Genomic DNA, 15,806 nt, shown 5'->3' with positions numbered 1-15,806 from the left:
ATGCCCCGATCCGACCGGTGCCGCGAGGAGACTGGTCGGCCCGCGGTCTTCGGGCCGCACATGAGATTTGAGCCCGCGGCCGAGAGGCCGCTCCAGACTTGAGCATTGAGGAGTCCGTCATGGATCCGACAGCCGCGCCGGCAGACGTCGTTCACGATTTTTCGTTCCTCGGACTGTTCCTGCAGGCCGACCCGATCGTGAAGGGTGTGATGCTCCTGCTGGTCGTAGCCTCGGTCGCCTGCTGGACCGTCGTGTTCGAGAAGCTGGTGCGCCTCGCCGCCGCCAAGCGCCAGGCCAAGGCCTTCGAGGCGCTGGTGCGCTCCGGCGGTGCCCTCGAGACCGACCGCAAGGGCATTTCGGCCCACGTCGTCAACGCCGCCCTCGAGGCGTGGCGCGACCAGGATCCGACCGAGACCCGCGCCGAGCGCCGCGACCGGATCGAGCGCGCCATGCGGGCCGCCCTCGGCCTCGAGGTCAAGCGTCTCCAGGGCGGGCTGCCGCTCCTCGCGACGGCGGGCTCGACCGCCCCCTTCGTCGGCCTGTTCGGCACGGTCTGGGGCATCATGAACTCCTTCTCGTCCATCGCGAAGAGCCAGGACACCTCGCTCGCCGTGGTGGCGCCCGGCATCGCCGAGGCGCTGTTCGCCACGGCGATCGGCCTCGTCGTCGCGATCCCGGCCGTCATGGCCTACAACAAGCTGACGAACGACGTCGGGCGCATCCAGGGCGCCTTCGTCGCTTGCATCGGCGTGCTCGGCAACCGGCTGGCGCGGGACCGCACTGTCCACGGCCGCGCCGCGGCGGCGGAGTAGGCGCGCCGTCCGCGCGGGCGGCTCCGGGCGGGCCTCGCCGCGCGACCTGAACCTCGATGGACCAGTCCGCCGGCGGCCTCACCGAGGCCGCCCGGCGGCGTAGACAGCTTGCGGCGGACTGCTTGCCAGCGCCCGCCGCCCGGAGCCCCGGAGGGCGAACGATGGCTATGGGATCGATCCGCGCGAGCGGTGACGACGATGACGGCCTCGACACGACGCCGATGTCGGAGATCAACGTCACCCCGATGGTGGACGTGATGCTGGTGCTGCTGATCATCTTCATGGTGGCGGCGCCCCTGATGACGACCGGCGTGCCGGTGCAGCTGCCGAAGACCTCGGCCGCCAAGGTGGCGCAGGCCAAGAAGCCCCTGGAGGTCACGATCGACAAGGATGGGCATCCCTCGATCGCCAAGGAGATCTTCACCCTCGAGACCCTGATGCCGCGCCTGCGGGCGATGGCCGCCGAGGATCCGTCCCAGGTGATGCTGGTGCGCGGCGACCGGGATGTTCCCTACGGCAAGATCATGGAGGTGATGGGCCTCGTCGGTCAGGCGGGCTTCACCAAGGTCTCGCTGATCGCGCAGTCCCCGGGCGGCGCCCCCCCGAGCGCGCCCGCCGCAGCCCCCGGCAACGGAGCGGCGCAGTAATCCCATGAGTGCTCTCGTCTCGACCGGTGATTCCGGGCGCGGGCCGTCCGGCCTGTTCGCCGCTTTCCTGGTGGCCCTCGCACTGCACGTCGCGGCGCTGGTGGGCATCGCGTTCTACCGCCTGTCGCCGCCGAGCCCGCCCGGCGAGAACACGATCTCGATCGATCTCGCGCCGCAGATGACCGAGGCCGACACGCAGACGCCGAGCGAGCAGATGGAGAGCCAGGTCGCGCCGCCCGAGACCTCGACAGAGCCGCCGAACGAGGTGGCGGCGGTGAAGCCGCCCGAGGCGCCGCCGATCGTGCCCGAGGAGACGCTGACGGAGAAGCCGCCGGAGGCGACGCAGCCGCCGCCGGTGCAGGCCGTCACCGAGCCGCCGCCGGACGCGGTCCCGGTCGAGCCCGAGAGCCAGGTCATCACCTCGACGGCGCCCGAGGCCGAGCCCCTCGCGCCCCCGCCCCCCGTGGCGGCGCAGACGCCCGAGGCGAAGCCGATCGAGGACACCAAGCCCAAGCCGGATCTCGCCAAGATCGCGGCCGAGCGGGAGGCGCGCCTGAAGGCGATCCGCGAGGCCAAGCGCAAGGCCCAGGCCGAGGAGCGCCGCCAGGAACTTCTCGAGGAACGGCGCGAGGCCGCCCGCGAGGCGAAGGAGAAGGCGGCGCGCGAGGCGAAGGCCAAGGCCGCGGTCGCGAGCGCCGGCCGGGCCTCGCAGAACTCCGCCTCCGCCTCGCGCCAGAGCAGCGCGGGCGCGGCATCCGCCGGGAACGACCCGAACGCCCTGCGCCAATGGCAGGGGGCGCTCAGCTCCGCCATCCACGGGCGCATGAACCGCAACGCCGCGGCCGGAACCGCGGGCGGCGTCGCGACGGTGCGCTTCACCGTCTCGCGCTCGGGGCAGGTCCTCAGCGCCGGGCTCGCCGGCAGCAGCGGCGTCGGGCCGATCGACAGCGCGGCCCTGGCGGCCGTGCGCGGGACCCTGCCGGCGGCGCCGCCCGGCGTGACGGTCTCCAGCCTCTCGGTGACGGTGCCGATGCGGTTCAGCCCCGGGCGATAAGCTCCAATTGCAGCTTCTACTTGTACTCCCGCTTCGGGTTGCACTCTCGTCTTCACGCAACTGTCAATCCTCGGCAGGGAACCACGATCCGGCGCCGCAATTGCGCAAATGGGCAAAGGCTTGACCGTTCGGTCGAGCCCGATCCCGTATCGCCGGATTGGGAAAACGTCATGACCGGGGTGAATCTGACCGGGGCCACCGCGTCGTCGCGCGCGCCGTCCGACCGGACGCTGCGTGGCCTCGACGCCCTCAACTTCTTCCTGGCCGATGTCCGTGACGGGCTCGGCCCCTACCTGGCGATCTACCTGCTCGCGGTGCGCGGACCGGAGCAGGGCTGGAACGAGGCGACGATCGGCCTCGTGATCACGCTCTCGGGCATCGCCGGGCTAATCGCCCAGACCCCTGCGGGCGCCCTGATCGACCGGAGCAGCCACAAGCGCCTCGTCGTCATCGCGGCGGCGCTCGCCGTCACGGCGAGCTGCCTGATCCTGCCCTTCATCTCGAACTTCTACCTCGTGGCCGCGACCCAGTCGGTGGCCGGCATCGCGGGGGCGATCTTCCCGCCGGCGCTCGCCGCCATCACCCTCGGCGTCGTCGGGCCCAAGATGTTCTCGAAGCGGATCGGCCGGAACGAGGGCTTCAACCACGCCGGCAACGCGGTCTCGGCGGCGCTCGCCGGGTCCACTGCCTACTTCTTCGGGCCGATCGTGGTGTTCTGGCTGATGGCGATCCTGGCCGCCCTGTCGATCGGCGCCATGCTGATGATCCCCGCCGCGGCGATCGACGACGACCTCGCCCGCGGCCTCGATCACGGCGAGGCGGACGCGGGCGGCGAGCAGCCCTCCGGCTTCGCAGCGCTCCTGCAGAACCGCACCCTGATGGTCTTCGCGGTGCTCTGCGCCCTCTTCCACCTCGCCAACGCGGCGATGCTCCCCTCCGTCGGGCAGCTCCTGACGAAGCTCTCGGGCAAGGACCACGCGACCTCACTCATCGCAATCTGCATCGTGGCGGCGCAATGCGTGATGGTGCCGGTCGCGGTCTTCGTCGGCGCCAGGGCGGACGCCATCGGCCGCAAGCCGATCTTCCTCGTGGCCTTCGGCATCCTGGCCCTGCGCGGCGTGCTCTACACGTTCTCGGACAACTCGTTCTGGCTCGTGGGCGTGCAGCTCCTCGACGGCATCGGCGCGGGGGTCTACGGCGCGCTCTTCCCCGTGGTGGTCGCGGACCTGACCCGAGGCAGCGGCCGCTTCAACGTCGCGCAGGGGGCGGTCGCGACCGCGCAGGGGATCGGTGCCTCCTTCAGCGCCACCCTCGCGGGCGTCATCATCGTGGGGGCCGGCTTCACCGCGGCGTTCCTGGCCCTGGCGGCGATCGCGGCCGTCGGCTTCACCGGCTATCTGCTGCTGATGCCCGAGACCCGCGGCGGCGTCGCCCCCGACATGCAGGCCGGCGGACCCGGGCCGATGCCGCAGCCCGCAGCCGCCTGAGCCGAGCCCTTCGCCCCCACCCGTCCCGAGACGACGCCCGAGACCCCGTGCGATGTCCTACCTCGATCCGGAAACCCCGGCGGAAACGGCGCGGCCGTTCGCCTTCGTGCATGTCGGCGACCCGCATCTCGACGGATGCGGGGGCGCGAACCGGCGCGACCTGCGGGCGATCCTCGCGGATCTCGCGGGCCTGCGCCCCGCGCCCGCCGCCCTCCTGGACTTCATCTACCTGCCTGGCGATCTCGCGGAGGATGGGCGCGCGGCCCAGTACGATCTCCTGCGCGAGGTGCTGCCGGGGGCGCCGCTCCCCGTACGGATCATCGCGGGCGATCACGATCGGCAGCACGGCTGCATGGCGGATTTCGCGGACCTGTTCCGGGAGGTGATGGGCCCGGATCTGGTCGTCGGGCCGCGCACGGACCCGGCCCGGCGCCCGCTCCCCGAGCAGTACTACTACGCCGAGGACATCGCGGGGGTGCGCTGCCTCTTCCTCGACCTCTGCAGCGCCGGCTACGGCCAGAGGGGCCGGGGCCTCGATTTCCGCCTCGGCTGGGCGCAGGCGGAATGGCTGACGCGCGAAATCCTCGCCACCCTCGGCGCGGAGGGTGAGCCGAAGCGCCCCTGCGCGGTCTTCATGCACACCTATCCGGACGATCTCGCGCGCTTCGAGGAGCGCGCCGAGACGGCGGGCCTGTTCCGGGCCGCGCGGGTGCGCCTCGTCGAGATGGGCCACACCCATTACAACGAGCTCGCGCATGACGGGGTCACCCTCTACGCCGCGGCCCGCTCGGTCGGCCAGAACGAGGACGGCTCCGTCGGCTCCGCGATCGTGGCGATCGACGGGGACGTCACGAGCTGGCGCTTCAAGCCCCTCGACCAGCGCTGGCCCTTCGTCCTGATCACGAGCCCGGCCGACCGGCGCCTCGCCACCGCGGCCCGGACGTTGGACTCGCACCTGCCCGTGCGCGCCCTCGTCCTGTCCGACATGGACCCGGCGCGGGTGCGCTGCCGGGTCGATGACGGCCCCTGGACGGCCCTGGACCCGCCCGAAGGCGGCGACCGCTGCTGGACCGGAACGGTTCCCTGGCCCCCGGGCAGCCGGACCCTGAGCGTCCAGGCCGCCCTCTCGACCTGGGACGGCGAGCACCCGCCCGGCATGGATCTCGACGTGATCGAGCCCGTCGGCAGCGACTGGGTGCCGCCTCAACGGCTCGGCAGGCCCGGGAGCGACGCGTTCAGCCTGGGCTGCTGGCTCCAGAAGGGCCTGAGGGGCGATCAGCTCGGACCCAATCGCAACGGACGGCACTGGTAGGCGCCCTCAACACGGAAGACGGTCGCCCCATGGGCACATTCACCCTGACACCGAACCTCGCCACCTGGGGGATCGCCGGCCTCGCCACCCTCGGGGTGATCGTACGGCCCTTCTCATGGCCCGAGGCGATCTGGGCCGTGATCGGCGCCGCCTGCCTCGTCCTGTTCGGCCTGCTGCCGATGGGCGCCGCCCTCGACGGCGTGGCCAAGGGCACCGACGTCTACTTGTTCCTGATCGGCATGATGCTCCTCGCCGAGATCGCCCGGAAGGAGGGTCTGTTCGACTGGCTGGCGCAGGCCGCGGTGAGGCATGCCCAGGGATCGGCCACGCGGCTGTTCACCCTGATCTACCTCGTCGGCACCGTGGTGACGATCTTCCTCTCGAACGACGCCTGCGCGGTCGTGCTGACGCCCGCCGTCTACGCCGCCGCCAAGGCCGCGAAGGCCGAGCCCCTGCCCTACCTGTTCATCTGCGCCTTCATCGCGAACGCCGCGAGCTTCGTGCTGCCGATCTCGAACCCCGCGAACCTCGTGGTCTTCGCCGAGCACATGCCGCCGCTGTCGCGCTGGCTCGCCCATTTCGCCCTGCCCTCGCTCCTGGCGATCGTGGCGACCTACGCGGTCCTGCGCTGGACCCAGGCCGGGGCCCTGGCGGGCCAGGAGATCGCGACGGATGCAAAGGCCAGGGCGCTGTCCGGCACCGGCAGGATCGCCGGTCTCGGCATCGTGGCGACCGCCGGGGTGCTGATCGGCGCCTCGGCATTCGGGCTCGACCTCGGCCTGCCGACCTTCATCGCCGGCCTCGCCACGACCCTCGTGGTGCTGGCGATCAAGCGCGGCGGCCTCGTCGAGATCGTCCGCGACATCTCCTGGGGCGTCCTGCCCCTGGTGGCGGGCCTCTTCGTCCTCGTGGAATCCCTCGAGAAGACCGGCATCCTCACCATGCTGGCCGACGCCCTCAGGCGGGCGGCGCAGGGCGATCCCGGCACCACCGCCTGGGCCTCCGGCATCCTCGTCGCGGTGGCAACGAACCTCGTCAACAACCTGCCGGCCGGCCTCCTCGCGGGGGCGGCGGTGCAGGCGGCCGACGTCTCCGAGAAGGTCGCGGGGGCGATCCTGATCGGCGTCGACCTCGGCCCGAACCTGTCCGTGACGGGCTCGCTCGCCACCATCCTGTGGCTCACCGCCATCCGGCGGGAGGGCGAGGACGTGAGCGCCTGGCGCTTCCTGAAGCTCGGGCTCCTGGTGACGCCGCCGGCGCTGATCCTGGCGCTCGCCGGCCTTCTGCTTCTGCCCTGAGGGGCATTGCCCCTCGAACCCCGATCCACCTTGCACCCCTCCAGAGGCGCCCCGCCGTGAACCCGCTCCTGCTCTATCCCTTCATCCTCGTGGCCGGGGCGCTCCAGGCCGCCGGCAACTCGATGAACGCGCGCCTGCGCAACGCCCTGGTGAATCCCTGGCTCGCCGCGACCGTCTCGTTCTCCCTGATCGTCTTCGTCTTCACGACGCTGTTCCTCGTCATGCCGACCCCGCTGCCGAGCCTGGACAGCCTCGCCCGGATGCCCTGGTGGGCGCCCCTCGGCGGCCTCGCCGGAGCCGTCGCGGTGTTCGGCGGCCTCGCCCTCGTGGACAAGGTCGGAGCGGGCCCGTTCAACGGCCTTCTCATCACGGCCAACATCCTGACCTCGCTCGCCATCGACGCCTTCGGGCTGTTCGGCATGCAGTCCGGCGGCTTCAAGCCCCTGCCCTGGCTCGGGGGCGCCCTCATGGTCGGCGGCATCGTTCTGATCGCCCGTTCCAAGAACCCTGACGGCGACCGCTCGGCCGACGGCGCAGCGGAGACCGCGCGATGAACGGCCGCCTGCTCTATCCCTTCGTGCTCGGGGCCGGCGCGCTCCAGGCCATCGGCGTCGTCATGAACGCGCAGCTCCGCGGGGCGCTGGTCAATCCCTGGCTCGCCGCGACGGTCTCGTTCCTGCCGATCGTCTTCGTCTTCCTCACCATGCTGGCGATCCGCCCGACGCCGCTGCCGAGGACGGAGGATCTCGGCGGGATGCCCTGGTGGGCGCCCCTCGGCGGCCTCGCGGGCGCGGTCGCGGTGTTCGGCGGCCTCCTCTTCGTCGACAAGGTCGGGGCGGGCCCCTTCAACGGGCTCCTGATCACCGCCAACCTCCTGACCTCGCTGGCCCTCGATCATTTCGGCTGGCTCGGCATGCCGATGCACCGGGCGGGGCGGGAACGCCTCGCCGGAGCGGGGCTGATGGTGGCCGGAATCGTGCTGATCGCGGTGTTCTGACGCTGAGCCCGCACGTTCGGCTGAGGATGACGGGCGGGTCGCGTTGGCGTTGCGGTGCAGAGCCGTGCTACACCCGGAGCGATCCAGCCCGGAGCGATGCGCGTGACGGGTCATGGGACCCAAGCCGCCGGCCGCTCACCTTCCTCCCCCGAGCCGGCCGGGCCTGCCTCCGCCCCTCGCCTGGCCGCGACCGCCGCGTCGCGCCGTGCCGGCCGAGTTCGCCGCGGCGGGGCAGCGCGAGAAAGGACAGCGATGAGCCAGGACAGCGATACCCGGACCCGAGCCGAGGAACGCGCGGAGCGCGCCGAGCGGATGGCCAAGGAGGGCGCTGAGGCCATGGCCGAGCATCACGCGCAGGCCAAGGCGGTGGACGAGCGCACCGCGCGCCTGCGCGCCCTTCGCCTGGCAAAGGAGGCGGCCGAGGCCGAGGCGAAGGCTGCGGCCCCAGCGCCGGCACCGAAGAAGCGCAAGCGTTCCTGAGAGGGTCCGATGGCCTACGATCGAAGCCGCCGCACCAGCGATCCCCGCCAAGCCGCCGAGGCCGCCTTCAAGGCGGCGACCACGAAGTCGGCGGCGCCCGCGCCAGCCCCCCGCGAGCCCGCCCCGGCGGCGGTCCCGGGTTCCCGCGAATCCGTGACGCTGCGCCTCGACAGCGCCGTGCTGGAGCATTTCCAGAAGGACGGTCCGGGCTGGCAGGACCGCATCAACGCCGCGCTGAAGAAGCTCGCGGGCCTCTGAATCAGGCGCGACTCCGCCGGAGCCGGTTCACGGCCCGGTCGAGGGCGCCGAGGAAGGCGGAGCGGTCCCGGGCCGAGAACGGCTTCGGGCCGCCCGTGATCGTGCCCGCCTCGCGCAGGTCCTGCATCAGGTTCCGGGTCGCCAGCGCCATGCCGACCGAGGCGTCCGTGAAGGCTTTGCCGGTCGGCGCGAGGACGGCGGCGCCCGCCTTCACGCACCGGCTCGCCAGCGGCACGTCCGCGGTGATCACGATGGCATCCGCGCCGGCCCGCTCGGCGATCCAGTCGTCGGCCGCATCGAGGCCGTCCCCCACCACGACCCGCTCGATCCAGGATTCCCGCGGGACGTTGAGGAAGCTGTTGGCCACCACGTAGACATGCAGCCCGTAGCGGGCCGCGACCCGGTAGGTCTCGTCCTTCACCGGGCAGGCGTCGGCGTCGATGTAGATCGCGGGTCCCACTCAGCGCCCCGGCACGAGGCGCGAGGCGAAGCCGAGGACGATGAGGCCGAGCCCGAAGGCGAAGCGGGCACGGCTGATCTCGCCGCCGATCGAGGCCACGATGGCGCTCCCGATCACGACGATTCCGAGGATCGGCGGGCCGAAGCGCAGCACGAGGCGGAGCGGCGTGCGCCACGTGGTGGGCGCTGCGGGCGCCGCGCGGGCGGCGGCCGGGACCGGCTTGCCGGACCGCTCCGCCATCAGCGGACCCCGGCCGCGACGCGCGGGGCGCCGTCGGCGGCCGGAAGGTCCGGCTGCGCCCGCTCGGGGGCGGCCCGCTCAAGCGTCGCCACCGAGAGCGGCTGGCCGCGTCCCCGCACCGCATGGGCGCCGAGGGAGCGCGCCGCGATGCCGGGCGGCAGGGCGTCGAGCCGGGCCAGGAGATCCTCGGAGATCAGGATCTCGGTCTTGAGCGGGCGGCACAGGGCCTCGATCCGCGAGGTCACGTTCACGGCGTCGCCGAAATACGCGATCTTGTGGCGGTCGACGCCGACTTCCGCCGTCACCACCGAGCCGCCGTGGAGCGCCGCGCGCAGGCGCGGCACCGTGCCGAAGCGGGCGCGCCAGGCCTCGGCCTCGGCCTCGATCCGGTCGAGCACGTCGAACACGCAGGCGACGCAGCGCGCGTCCTTGAGACCGCGCGCCATCGGCCACGTGATCATCGCCATGTCGCCGATGTAGTCGTCCGTCGAGCCGGCGTTGCGGCGCACGGGCTCGGCGAGGGTGGCGAAGACGGCGCTGAGATAGGCCTGCGCGCGCAGGTCGCCGTGGGTCTCCGCGAACGCGGTCGAGCCGACCACGTCGAGGAACAGGAAGATGCGCTCCTCGCGCACGGGCTGATGGTAGCGCCCGACGAGGAAGTTCACGAAGACCTCCCCGCCGATGAGGTCGCGCATGCGCACCACGAAGACGAGGAGGGCCGAGACCGCCAGGGAATAGGCGAGCACCCGCGGGGTGATCTTCACCGCCGTCCGCAGGTCGTCGTTCGTGAGGCCGAGGGTCCAGACCACGAGCCCCCCGAAGGCGATGCCCAGCGCGATCATCAGCACGTAGGCGAGTTCGGCGGCCGGGACGTACAGCATGGCGGGCAGGCGCCGCATCCGCGTCTGCAGCCCGGCCAGGATCAGGCCGCGGTCGAAGGCGAGGCCCGCCGCGCCCACCGCGAGCCCGTAGACCAGCCCCGCGAGGGGCGTCGCGCCGCCGGCGAAGAGCACGTTGTAGAGGAGCCCCGCGCCGCCGCAGGCGACGATCATCAGGATCCAGAACCAGCGGTGCTGCGGCAGCATCAGCGCACCCCGCGGCGCGTGCGGCCGTCCGGCCGGTCCGCGCGTGGTAGGATCGGGGCGGCGGTGAACACGGCGCGTCCTTGGTCTCACGTTCGGGGGCGCCACGGGCGCCGCACCCATTGCTCATTCCCCCATGATGGCGCGAATAAGGCGTCGGGAGACACCGCGCCGTGATCGCGGGATCGACGCCGCCCATGCCGGGGCCGCATTCGGGCCGAGCCCCCGACGAACCCGGCCCAACCAGAAGCGGGAGAATGCCATGCGGGTGCGCAGCTTCGGTTCGATCGGCCATCGCGTGCCGGTGATCGGGCAGGGAACCTGGCGCATCGACGACGGCGCGCGCGCCGAGGCCATCGCCACCCTGCGCGCCGGGATCGATGCCGGCATGACCCATATCGACACCGCCGAGATGTACGGGGATGGCGAGGCCATCGTCGGCGAGGCCATGCAGGGCCTGCGCGAGGAGGTCTTCCTCGTCTCCAAGGTGGTGCCGAGCAACGCCAGCCGGCGGGGCGTCGCCCGGGCCTGCGAGGCCTCGCTGCGGCGACTGCGCACCGACCGGCTCGACTGCTACCTGCTGCACTGGCCGGGCCATCATCCCCTGGACGAGACCATCGCGGGGTTCGAGGACCTGCGGCGGGACGGCAAGATCCTGTCCTGGGGCCTGAGCAATTTCGACGTCGACGACCTTGATCAGGCCCTGCGGATCGCCGGCCCCTACCGGATCGCCTGCAACCAGGTCCTCTATCACCTCGGCGAGCGGGCGATCGAGCACGCGGTCATGCCCTGGTGCGCCCATCACGGGGTCGCCCTGGTCGGCTACTCGCCCTTCGGCAGCGGGGATTTCCCGCATCCGGCGAGCCCGGGCGGGGTGCTGCTGGCGCGCATCGCCGAGCGGCACGGCGTCACGCCCCACGCGGTCGCCCTCGCCTTCCTGACCCGGTTCCAGAACACCTTCACGGTCCCGAAGACGAGCCGGCCCGAGCGGGCGGCGCGGAATGCGCAGGCCGGCGACCTGGTGCTGGCCGAGGAGGAGGTCGCGGCGATCGAGGTCGAGTTCCCGCGCGGGCCGCGGCCCCGGACGCTGCCGATGCTGTAGCGGGATCGCTCAGGCGCGGCGTGCCGCCGGCTCGTCCGCGTTCGGCTGATCGAGCATGCGCACCCGGTTCCGTCCGCTGCGCTTGGCCTCGTAGAGGGCGGCGTCGGCCTCCGCGAACAGCGCCTCGGGGGTGTCCTGCGCGCCCGGGACCACGTGGGCGATCCCGATGCTGACGGTGACGACGCCCCCGACCTCCGGGGCGTGCGGGATCTGCAGCCCGACCACGGCGCGCCGGACCCGCTCGGCCACCGCGCGGGCCTCGGCGGCGGAGGCGCCGGGCAGGACGATGCCGAATTCCTCGCCGCCGATGCGGCACGCGATGGCGTCGAGGGGATTGAGGGTCTCGCCGAGGCAGCGCGCCACCGCCTTCAGCACCACGTCGCCGCTCTGATGGCCGAAGCGGTCGTTGTAGTGCTTGAAATGGTCCGTATCGAGCACGAGCAGGGAGAGCGGCGTCCAGGTCCGGCTGGCGCGTCGCCATTCGCGGGCGATCACCTCGTCGTAGCGCCGCCGGTTCGGCAGGCCGGTGAGGCTGTCGGTCAGCGCGAGCGCGGCGAGCTCGGCATTGGCCGCCCGCGAGTTGGCCTCGGCGGCTGCGCGCCGCACCACCTCGCGCTGCAGGAGCACCGTCAGCCCGAGGGTCGCGAGACAGAGCCCGAGGATCAGGGCGCCGACCGTCACGGCCTTGGGCAGCCACGCCGCCAGGATGCTCTCGGTGCCGAGGGCCACGTCGACGATGAGCGGAAGCCCCCCCACATGGGCGTAGGCGTAGAGGCGCTCGGCCCCGTCGATGGCGGAATTCTCCACGAAGGTGCCGCGCGGGCTCTCGTTGAAGCGCCGGAAGGTGGCGCCCCCCGCGATGCTGCGGCCGACATTGGCGGCCACGAAGGGCTGGCGCACCAGCAGGGTGCCGTCGGCCTGGAACAGGTTGACGGACCCGCCCTGGCCGATATGCAGCTTCGCGAACAGGTCCTGGAAGTAGGCGAGCTCGATCGTGCCCGTCACCATGCCGCCGAAGCCGCCGTCCGGCTTGGTGATCCGGTGGCTCAGCGTCATCACGGGCCGGCCCGTGACCCGGCACTGCACGGGACCCCCGATCACGAGGCCGGGCCCGGGATTGCTCCGCAGGATCGCGAGCGCGGGCAGGTCCTGCAGGGTGAGGTCGCGGGCGACCTCGGGCTCCGATGCGGTTAGCAGGCGCCCCCGCTCGTCGACCACCAGGATGGCGCCGAGGCCGGAGGCGTTCGCGGCGTTGTCGAACAGGGCGAGGTCGCGGATCTCGGGCAGGAGCGCCGCGATGTCGGGACGCGGCGCCCGCTCCGCGGTGGCCCGCAGCGAGAGATCGTACATCTCGACGTTGCGCGCGACGCTCTGCTCGATCAGGGTCAGCAGGTTCTGCGAGCTGCGCTCGGCCTGCCGCCAGGCGGCGTCGCGCATGTCGGTGACGAGGTAGACGCCGAGGGTGCAGAGCCCGACCGTGACGCCGAGCCCGAGGCAGGCGATCAGGCGCGAGGCGCGATCCTGCAAGTGCCTGGCGACAACACGCATCCACACCGAGCCCACGATCCCGCCCCCCGCCGAAGCCGACCGGGAACAGTTATTGCCCGACGGACTGTGCCGATACCTACCGGACAGGCCTAACGGGGGATTACCGCCCGTTATGCTCAACGGAAGGCAAAGAGGTCCGCGACATTCGCGCGGGAACCCGCGGACCCGACCGCGTCCCCTCGCTCACTCGCCGATGCCGAACAGCTTCTCGAGGAAGTTGCGGTCGTCCTGGCTCGGGCCGTTCCGGCGCTGGCCGACCTGCGGGCGCGGCTGCACCGGGACCTGCGCGGCGGGCTGCGGCGCCTCCCCGAGCAGCGTTCCGAGGATGCCGCCGGGGCTCGCGCTCGCCACCGAGGCCGTGGTCTCGGGGGCCTTGCGCCAGCGGTTCATCCCGGGCAGCGGCACCGGCGTCTGGCCCTTCAGGGCGACGCTCATGTAGGTCTTCCAGATCTCCACCGGCAGGTTGCCGCCCGAGGCCTTCTTGGTCGGCTCGCCGTCGTCGTTGCCGAGCCACACCCCGGTCACGAGGGTGCCCGAGTAGCCGATGAACCAGGCATCGCGGAAATCCTGGCTGGTGCCGGTCTTGCCGGCGAGGTCCCAGCCCGGGATGTCGCCCTTCTTGGCCGTGCCGATCACGAAGGTCTCGTGCATCATGGCGTTCATCATGCCGACCGCGTTGGCGTCGATGACGCGCCCGAGGCCGCCCTCGCCGCGCCTGTAGAGGAGCTTACCGTCCGCGGCCTTCACGGTGGTGACCACGTAGGGGATCACCCCGGTACCGCCGTTGGCGAAGGCCCCGTAGGCCCCGACCATCTCGAGGGGCGTCACCTCGGAGGTGCCGAGCGCGATCGAGCCGTTGGCCTGCAGCGGCGAGGTGATGCCGAGGCGCTGGGCCGTCTGCACCACGGCCTTGGGGCCGACCTCCTGCCCGAGGCGCACCGCCACGGTGTTGAGCGACAGGGCGAGTGCGGTGCGGAGCGTGACCGCCCCCTCGTACTGGTGCGAGTAGTTCTCGGGCTGCCAGTTGCCGATCCGGATCGGCGCGTCCTCCCGCACGGTGTCGGGGGTCGCGCCCTTCTCCACCGCCGCGAGGTAGACGAAGGGCTTGAACGAGGAGCCCGGCTGGCGCTTGGCGGTCGTCGCCCGGTTGAACTGGCTCTGCGCGTAATCGCGGCCGCCGATGAGGGCGCGGATCGCCCCGTCCGGCCGCATCGAGACGAGCGCCCCCTGGCCGACATTGTAGCGGCCGCCCTTGGCGTTCAGCTCGTCCACCAGGGCCTTCTCGGCACTGGCCTGGAGGGCGGTATCGACGGTGGTCTGCACCACGATGTCGCTGTCGAATTTCGGCACGAAGTCGTCGAGGACGTCCATGACGAGGTCGGCGACGTAATTCGCAGAGCCGCCGCCGCGGCTGCTCGCGGGCCGGGCCGGCTGGGCCAGCGCCACCTTGACGTCCTGCGGCTTGGCAAAGCCGAGCTCCTGCATGGCGGCGAGCACCTGGGCGGCGCGGGCCTGCGCGGCGGGCAGGTTGCGGTTCGGCGCGAGGCGCGAGGGCGCCTGGACGAGGCCGCCGAGCATCGCGGCCTCCGCGAGGCTGACGTTCTTGGCCGGCTTGCCGAAGTAGCGCTGGGCCGCCGCCTCGACGCCGTAGGCGCCAGCGCCGAAATAGACCCGGTTGAGGTAGAGTTCGAGAATCTCGTCCTTGGTGTACTTGTGCTCCAGCCAGAGCGCGAGGATCGCCTCCTGGATCTTGCGCGAGGCCGAGCGCTCGGGCGTCAGGAACAGGTTCTTGGCGAGCTGCTGCGTCAGGGTCGAGCCGCCCTGCGCCACCCCGCGCCGGGTCAGGTTCTGCCCGATGGCGCGGGCGATGCCGACCGGGTCGACGCCGAGATGGCCGTAGAAGCGCCGGTCCTCGATCGCCACGAAGGCGCGCGGCAGGTAGGGCGGCAGTTCCCTGATACTGACGACGCGCCCGCCCGTCTCGCCGCGGTTGGCGAGGAGCGAGCCGTCGCTCGCCAGGATCGCGATGTTCGGCGGCCGCTTCGGCACGCTCAGCTGGTCGATCGGCGGCAGTTGCGAGGCGTGGTAGGCGATCAGGCCCGCGAGGCCGATCACGCCCCAGAGGCCGAGCACCACGCATCCATACATCAGGCGCCCGAGGAACGAGCCCCGGCGCTTGCCCTTCCGGGGCGCCGGGGAATTCCGCCGCCCGTTGCCCCGGGGGGCCGGCGCGCTCGCGCGGCCGCGCTGGTCCTGTCCATTCGTCGCGCGCTTCGCCACACCGCCTCCCGGGCGATCGTCGCGCGACAGGCGCAGGTCGAGCGCGCCCGGAACCGCGGCGCGCCCTTCCGGCACGTCGAAGTTCGGCTCGCCTCGGCCGGCCCGTCCGCGTCCGTTCGCCATCAGCCCCGATCGTCCCCCTCGGCCCGCCGGGGCCTGCGCTGCCGCACCGCACCCGAGAGGGCCCGGTTCCGCACCGTAAATGCGGCGGGTTTAAGGGTTCTTAACCCGCACTTTTCAGGAAGCGTTAAGGCTCAGGCACTTAGCAGATGCGGCCCCAGGTCGTTCCCGGAGAGGGTCCCGAGGCGCTCAGGTGCCTGGAACGGAAACCCCGCGCCGGCTCGGCCGAGCGGTCGCGATCCGGCGATGGAAGCGGCCGGCATCCGCCGCGGCAACGCGTGCGAGCGCCACGAGCGTGTCCTCGATTGCCGAGAATTCGCACTCCAGCGCGTGAGACGGTGCTGACCTCTCGCAGATCGGACGGATTCCCGTGATGCCCTGGCCTGGAACCCGGCCGCCGAGGCACGCAGCCTTACGCGGTGACGACGCTCCGGTCACGGCCTCCGAGGGACGATCCGCATGCACTCAGCCCAGACCGGCCCGTCCGCCGCAGCGGATTTCTGAATGCCGGTCACGCCGACGTGACGCCTGACCACCGCGAATCTGTGTAAGTTGCAATGCGAGCGGACAGACAACCCCCCGTTCGCTCTTCGAGACAGCCCCACTCGCCCCGCAGCCTGCAGGCTCGC

14 protein-coding genes and 1 pseudogene are annotated in these 15,806 nt (G+C 72.1%); 10 read left to right on the top strand and 5 right to left on the bottom strand.

The genetic code is table 11. The annotated features are described in order from the left end of the window. The first annotated feature begins 119 nt into the window (after positions 1 to 119). The 9 genes and pseudogenes from F6X51_RS00730 (at position 120) to F6X51_RS00685 (ending at position 8,345) form a co-directional block, all read left to right on the top strand. The gene (locus F6X51_RS00730; protein ID WP_150960999.1) at positions 120 to 812 is read left to right on the top strand and encodes a MotA/TolQ/ExbB proton channel family protein; all 693 of its coding nucleotides are present in this window, start codon (positions 120 to 122) and stop codon (positions 810 to 812) included. A 161-nt stretch (positions 813 to 973) separates the two neighbouring features. Further along, positions 974 to 1,459, top strand: coding sequence for a protein TolR (gene tolR, locus F6X51_RS00725; protein WP_150960997.1), 486 nt, complete (start codon positions 974 to 976; stop codon positions 1,457 to 1,459). 4 nt (positions 1,460 to 1,463) lie between these two features. Continuing rightward, positions 1,464 to 2,513, top strand: a complete 1,050-nt coding sequence (gene tolA, locus F6X51_RS00720) for a cell envelope integrity protein TolA (RefSeq protein ID WP_150960995.1) — start codon at positions 1,464 to 1,466, stop codon at positions 2,511 to 2,513. Between the two features lie 170 nt (positions 2,514 to 2,683). After that, positions 2,684 to 4,000, top strand: coding sequence for an MFS transporter (locus tag F6X51_RS00715; protein ID WP_150960993.1), 1,317 nt, complete (start codon positions 2,684 to 2,686; stop codon positions 3,998 to 4,000). A 52-nt stretch (positions 4,001 to 4,052) separates the two neighbouring features. Beyond that, positions 4,053 to 5,312 (top strand): metallophosphoesterase family protein, encoded by a 1,260-nt coding sequence (locus tag F6X51_RS00710; protein WP_150960991.1) that lies wholly within the window; start codon positions 4,053 to 4,055, stop codon positions 5,310 to 5,312. 29 nt (positions 5,313 to 5,341) lie between these two features. Continuing rightward, positions 5,342 to 6,610, top strand: a complete 1,269-nt coding sequence (locus F6X51_RS00705; RefSeq protein WP_150960989.1) for an arsenic transporter — start codon at positions 5,342 to 5,344, stop codon at positions 6,608 to 6,610. A gap of 56 nt (positions 6,611 to 6,666) precedes the next feature. Beyond that, positions 6,667 to 7,607: pseudogene (locus F6X51_RS29000) on the top strand (DMT family transporter). A gap of 252 nt (positions 7,608 to 7,859) precedes the next feature. Next, positions 7,860 to 8,087 carry a hypothetical protein gene (locus tag F6X51_RS00690; RefSeq protein ID WP_150960983.1) on the top strand — a complete coding sequence of 76 codons (228 nt, stop codon included), beginning with the start codon at positions 7,860 to 7,862 and terminating at the stop codon, positions 8,085 to 8,087. A 9-nt stretch (positions 8,088 to 8,096) separates the two neighbouring features. Then, complete coding sequence (locus tag F6X51_RS00685; protein WP_150960981.1) at positions 8,097 to 8,345, top strand: BrnA antitoxin family protein; 249 nt, start codon at positions 8,097 to 8,099, stop codon at positions 8,343 to 8,345. Between the two features lies 1 nt (position 8,346). Here F6X51_RS00685 and F6X51_RS00680 read toward each other — a convergent pair whose 3' ends face one another. From F6X51_RS00680 to F6X51_RS00670, 3 genes are read right to left on the bottom strand one after another with little or no spacing between them, the layout of a single operon-like run. Next, the gene (locus F6X51_RS00680) at positions 8,347 to 8,805 is read right to left on the bottom strand and encodes a YaiI/YqxD family protein (protein ID WP_150960979.1); all 459 of its coding nucleotides are present in this window, start codon (positions 8,803 to 8,805) and stop codon (positions 8,347 to 8,349) included. Then, the gene (locus F6X51_RS00675; RefSeq protein WP_150960977.1) at positions 8,806 to 9,045 is read right to left on the bottom strand and encodes a hypothetical protein; all 240 of its coding nucleotides are present in this window, start codon (positions 9,043 to 9,045) and stop codon (positions 8,806 to 8,808) included. After that, entirely contained in the window at positions 9,045 to 10,130 is a 1,086-nt protein-coding gene (locus F6X51_RS00670; protein ID WP_150960975.1) for an adenylate/guanylate cyclase domain-containing protein, read from the bottom strand. Before F6X51_RS00670 ends, F6X51_RS00675 begins: the two co-directional genes overlap by 1 nt. A gap of 259 nt (positions 10,131 to 10,389) precedes the next feature. Between F6X51_RS00670 and F6X51_RS00665 the strand changes: the two genes are divergently transcribed. Further along, positions 10,390 to 11,229, top strand: coding sequence for an aldo/keto reductase (locus tag F6X51_RS00665; protein WP_150960973.1), 840 nt, complete (start codon positions 10,390 to 10,392; stop codon positions 11,227 to 11,229). A 9-nt stretch (positions 11,230 to 11,238) separates the two neighbouring features. Here F6X51_RS00665 and F6X51_RS00660 read toward each other — a convergent pair whose 3' ends face one another. Both F6X51_RS00660 and F6X51_RS00655 read right to left on the bottom strand, forming a co-directional pair. Beyond that, positions 11,239 to 12,777 (bottom strand): GGDEF domain-containing protein, encoded by a 1,539-nt coding sequence (locus F6X51_RS00660; protein ID WP_150961440.1) that lies wholly within the window; start codon positions 12,775 to 12,777, stop codon positions 11,239 to 11,241. A gap of 183 nt (positions 12,778 to 12,960) precedes the next feature. Next, a complete protein-coding gene (locus F6X51_RS00655; protein WP_150960971.1) occupies positions 12,961 to 15,180 on the bottom strand; it encodes a transglycosylase domain-containing protein in 2,220 nt (739 codons plus the stop codon). Between the last annotated feature and the right edge of the window lie 626 nt (positions 15,181 to 15,806).

The sequence above is a fragment of the Methylobacterium planeticum genome (genome assembly GCF_008806345.1).
Lineage (GTDB): Bacteria > Pseudomonadota > Alphaproteobacteria > Rhizobiales > Beijerinckiaceae > Methylobacterium > Methylobacterium planeticum.
This window is presented reverse-complemented; position numbering and strand designations above follow the sequence as displayed.

Coding starts and splice junctions, on each gene's coding strand:
- tolA (WP_150960995.1), top strand. CDS start 1,464: ATGAGTGCTCTCGTCTCGACCGGTGATTCCGGGCGCGGGCCGTCCGGC.
- tolR (WP_150960997.1), top strand. CDS start 974: ATGGCTATGGGATCGATCCGCGCGAGCGGTGACGACGATGACGGCCTC.
- F6X51_RS00665 (WP_150960973.1), top strand. CDS start 10,390: ATGCGGGTGCGCAGCTTCGGTTCGATCGGCCATCGCGTGCCGGTGATC.
- F6X51_RS00715 (WP_150960993.1), top strand. CDS start 2,684: ATGACCGGGGTGAATCTGACCGGGGCCACCGCGTCGTCGCGCGCGCCG.
- F6X51_RS00705 (WP_150960989.1), top strand. CDS start 5,342: ATGGGCACATTCACCCTGACACCGAACCTCGCCACCTGGGGGATCGCC.
- F6X51_RS00690 (WP_150960983.1), top strand. CDS start 7,860: ATGAGCCAGGACAGCGATACCCGGACCCGAGCCGAGGAACGCGCGGAG.
- F6X51_RS00675 (WP_150960977.1), bottom strand. CDS start 9,045: ATGGCGGAGCGGTCCGGCAAGCCGGTCCCGGCCGCCGCCCGCGCGGCG.
- F6X51_RS00655 (WP_150960971.1), bottom strand. CDS start 15,180: ATGGCGAACGGACGCGGACGGGCCGGCCGAGGCGAGCCGAACTTCGAC.
- F6X51_RS00685 (WP_150960981.1), top strand. CDS start 8,097: ATGGCCTACGATCGAAGCCGCCGCACCAGCGATCCCCGCCAAGCCGCC.
- F6X51_RS00670 (WP_150960975.1), bottom strand. CDS start 10,130: ATGCTGCCGCAGCACCGCTGGTTCTGGATCCTGATGATCGTCGCCTGC.
- F6X51_RS00660 (WP_150961440.1), bottom strand. CDS start 12,777: ATGCGTGTTGTCGCCAGGCACTTGCAGGATCGCGCCTCGCGCCTGATC.
- F6X51_RS00710 (WP_150960991.1), top strand. CDS start 4,053: ATGTCCTACCTCGATCCGGAAACCCCGGCGGAAACGGCGCGGCCGTTC.
- F6X51_RS00730 (WP_150960999.1), top strand. CDS start 120: ATGGATCCGACAGCCGCGCCGGCAGACGTCGTTCACGATTTTTCGTTC.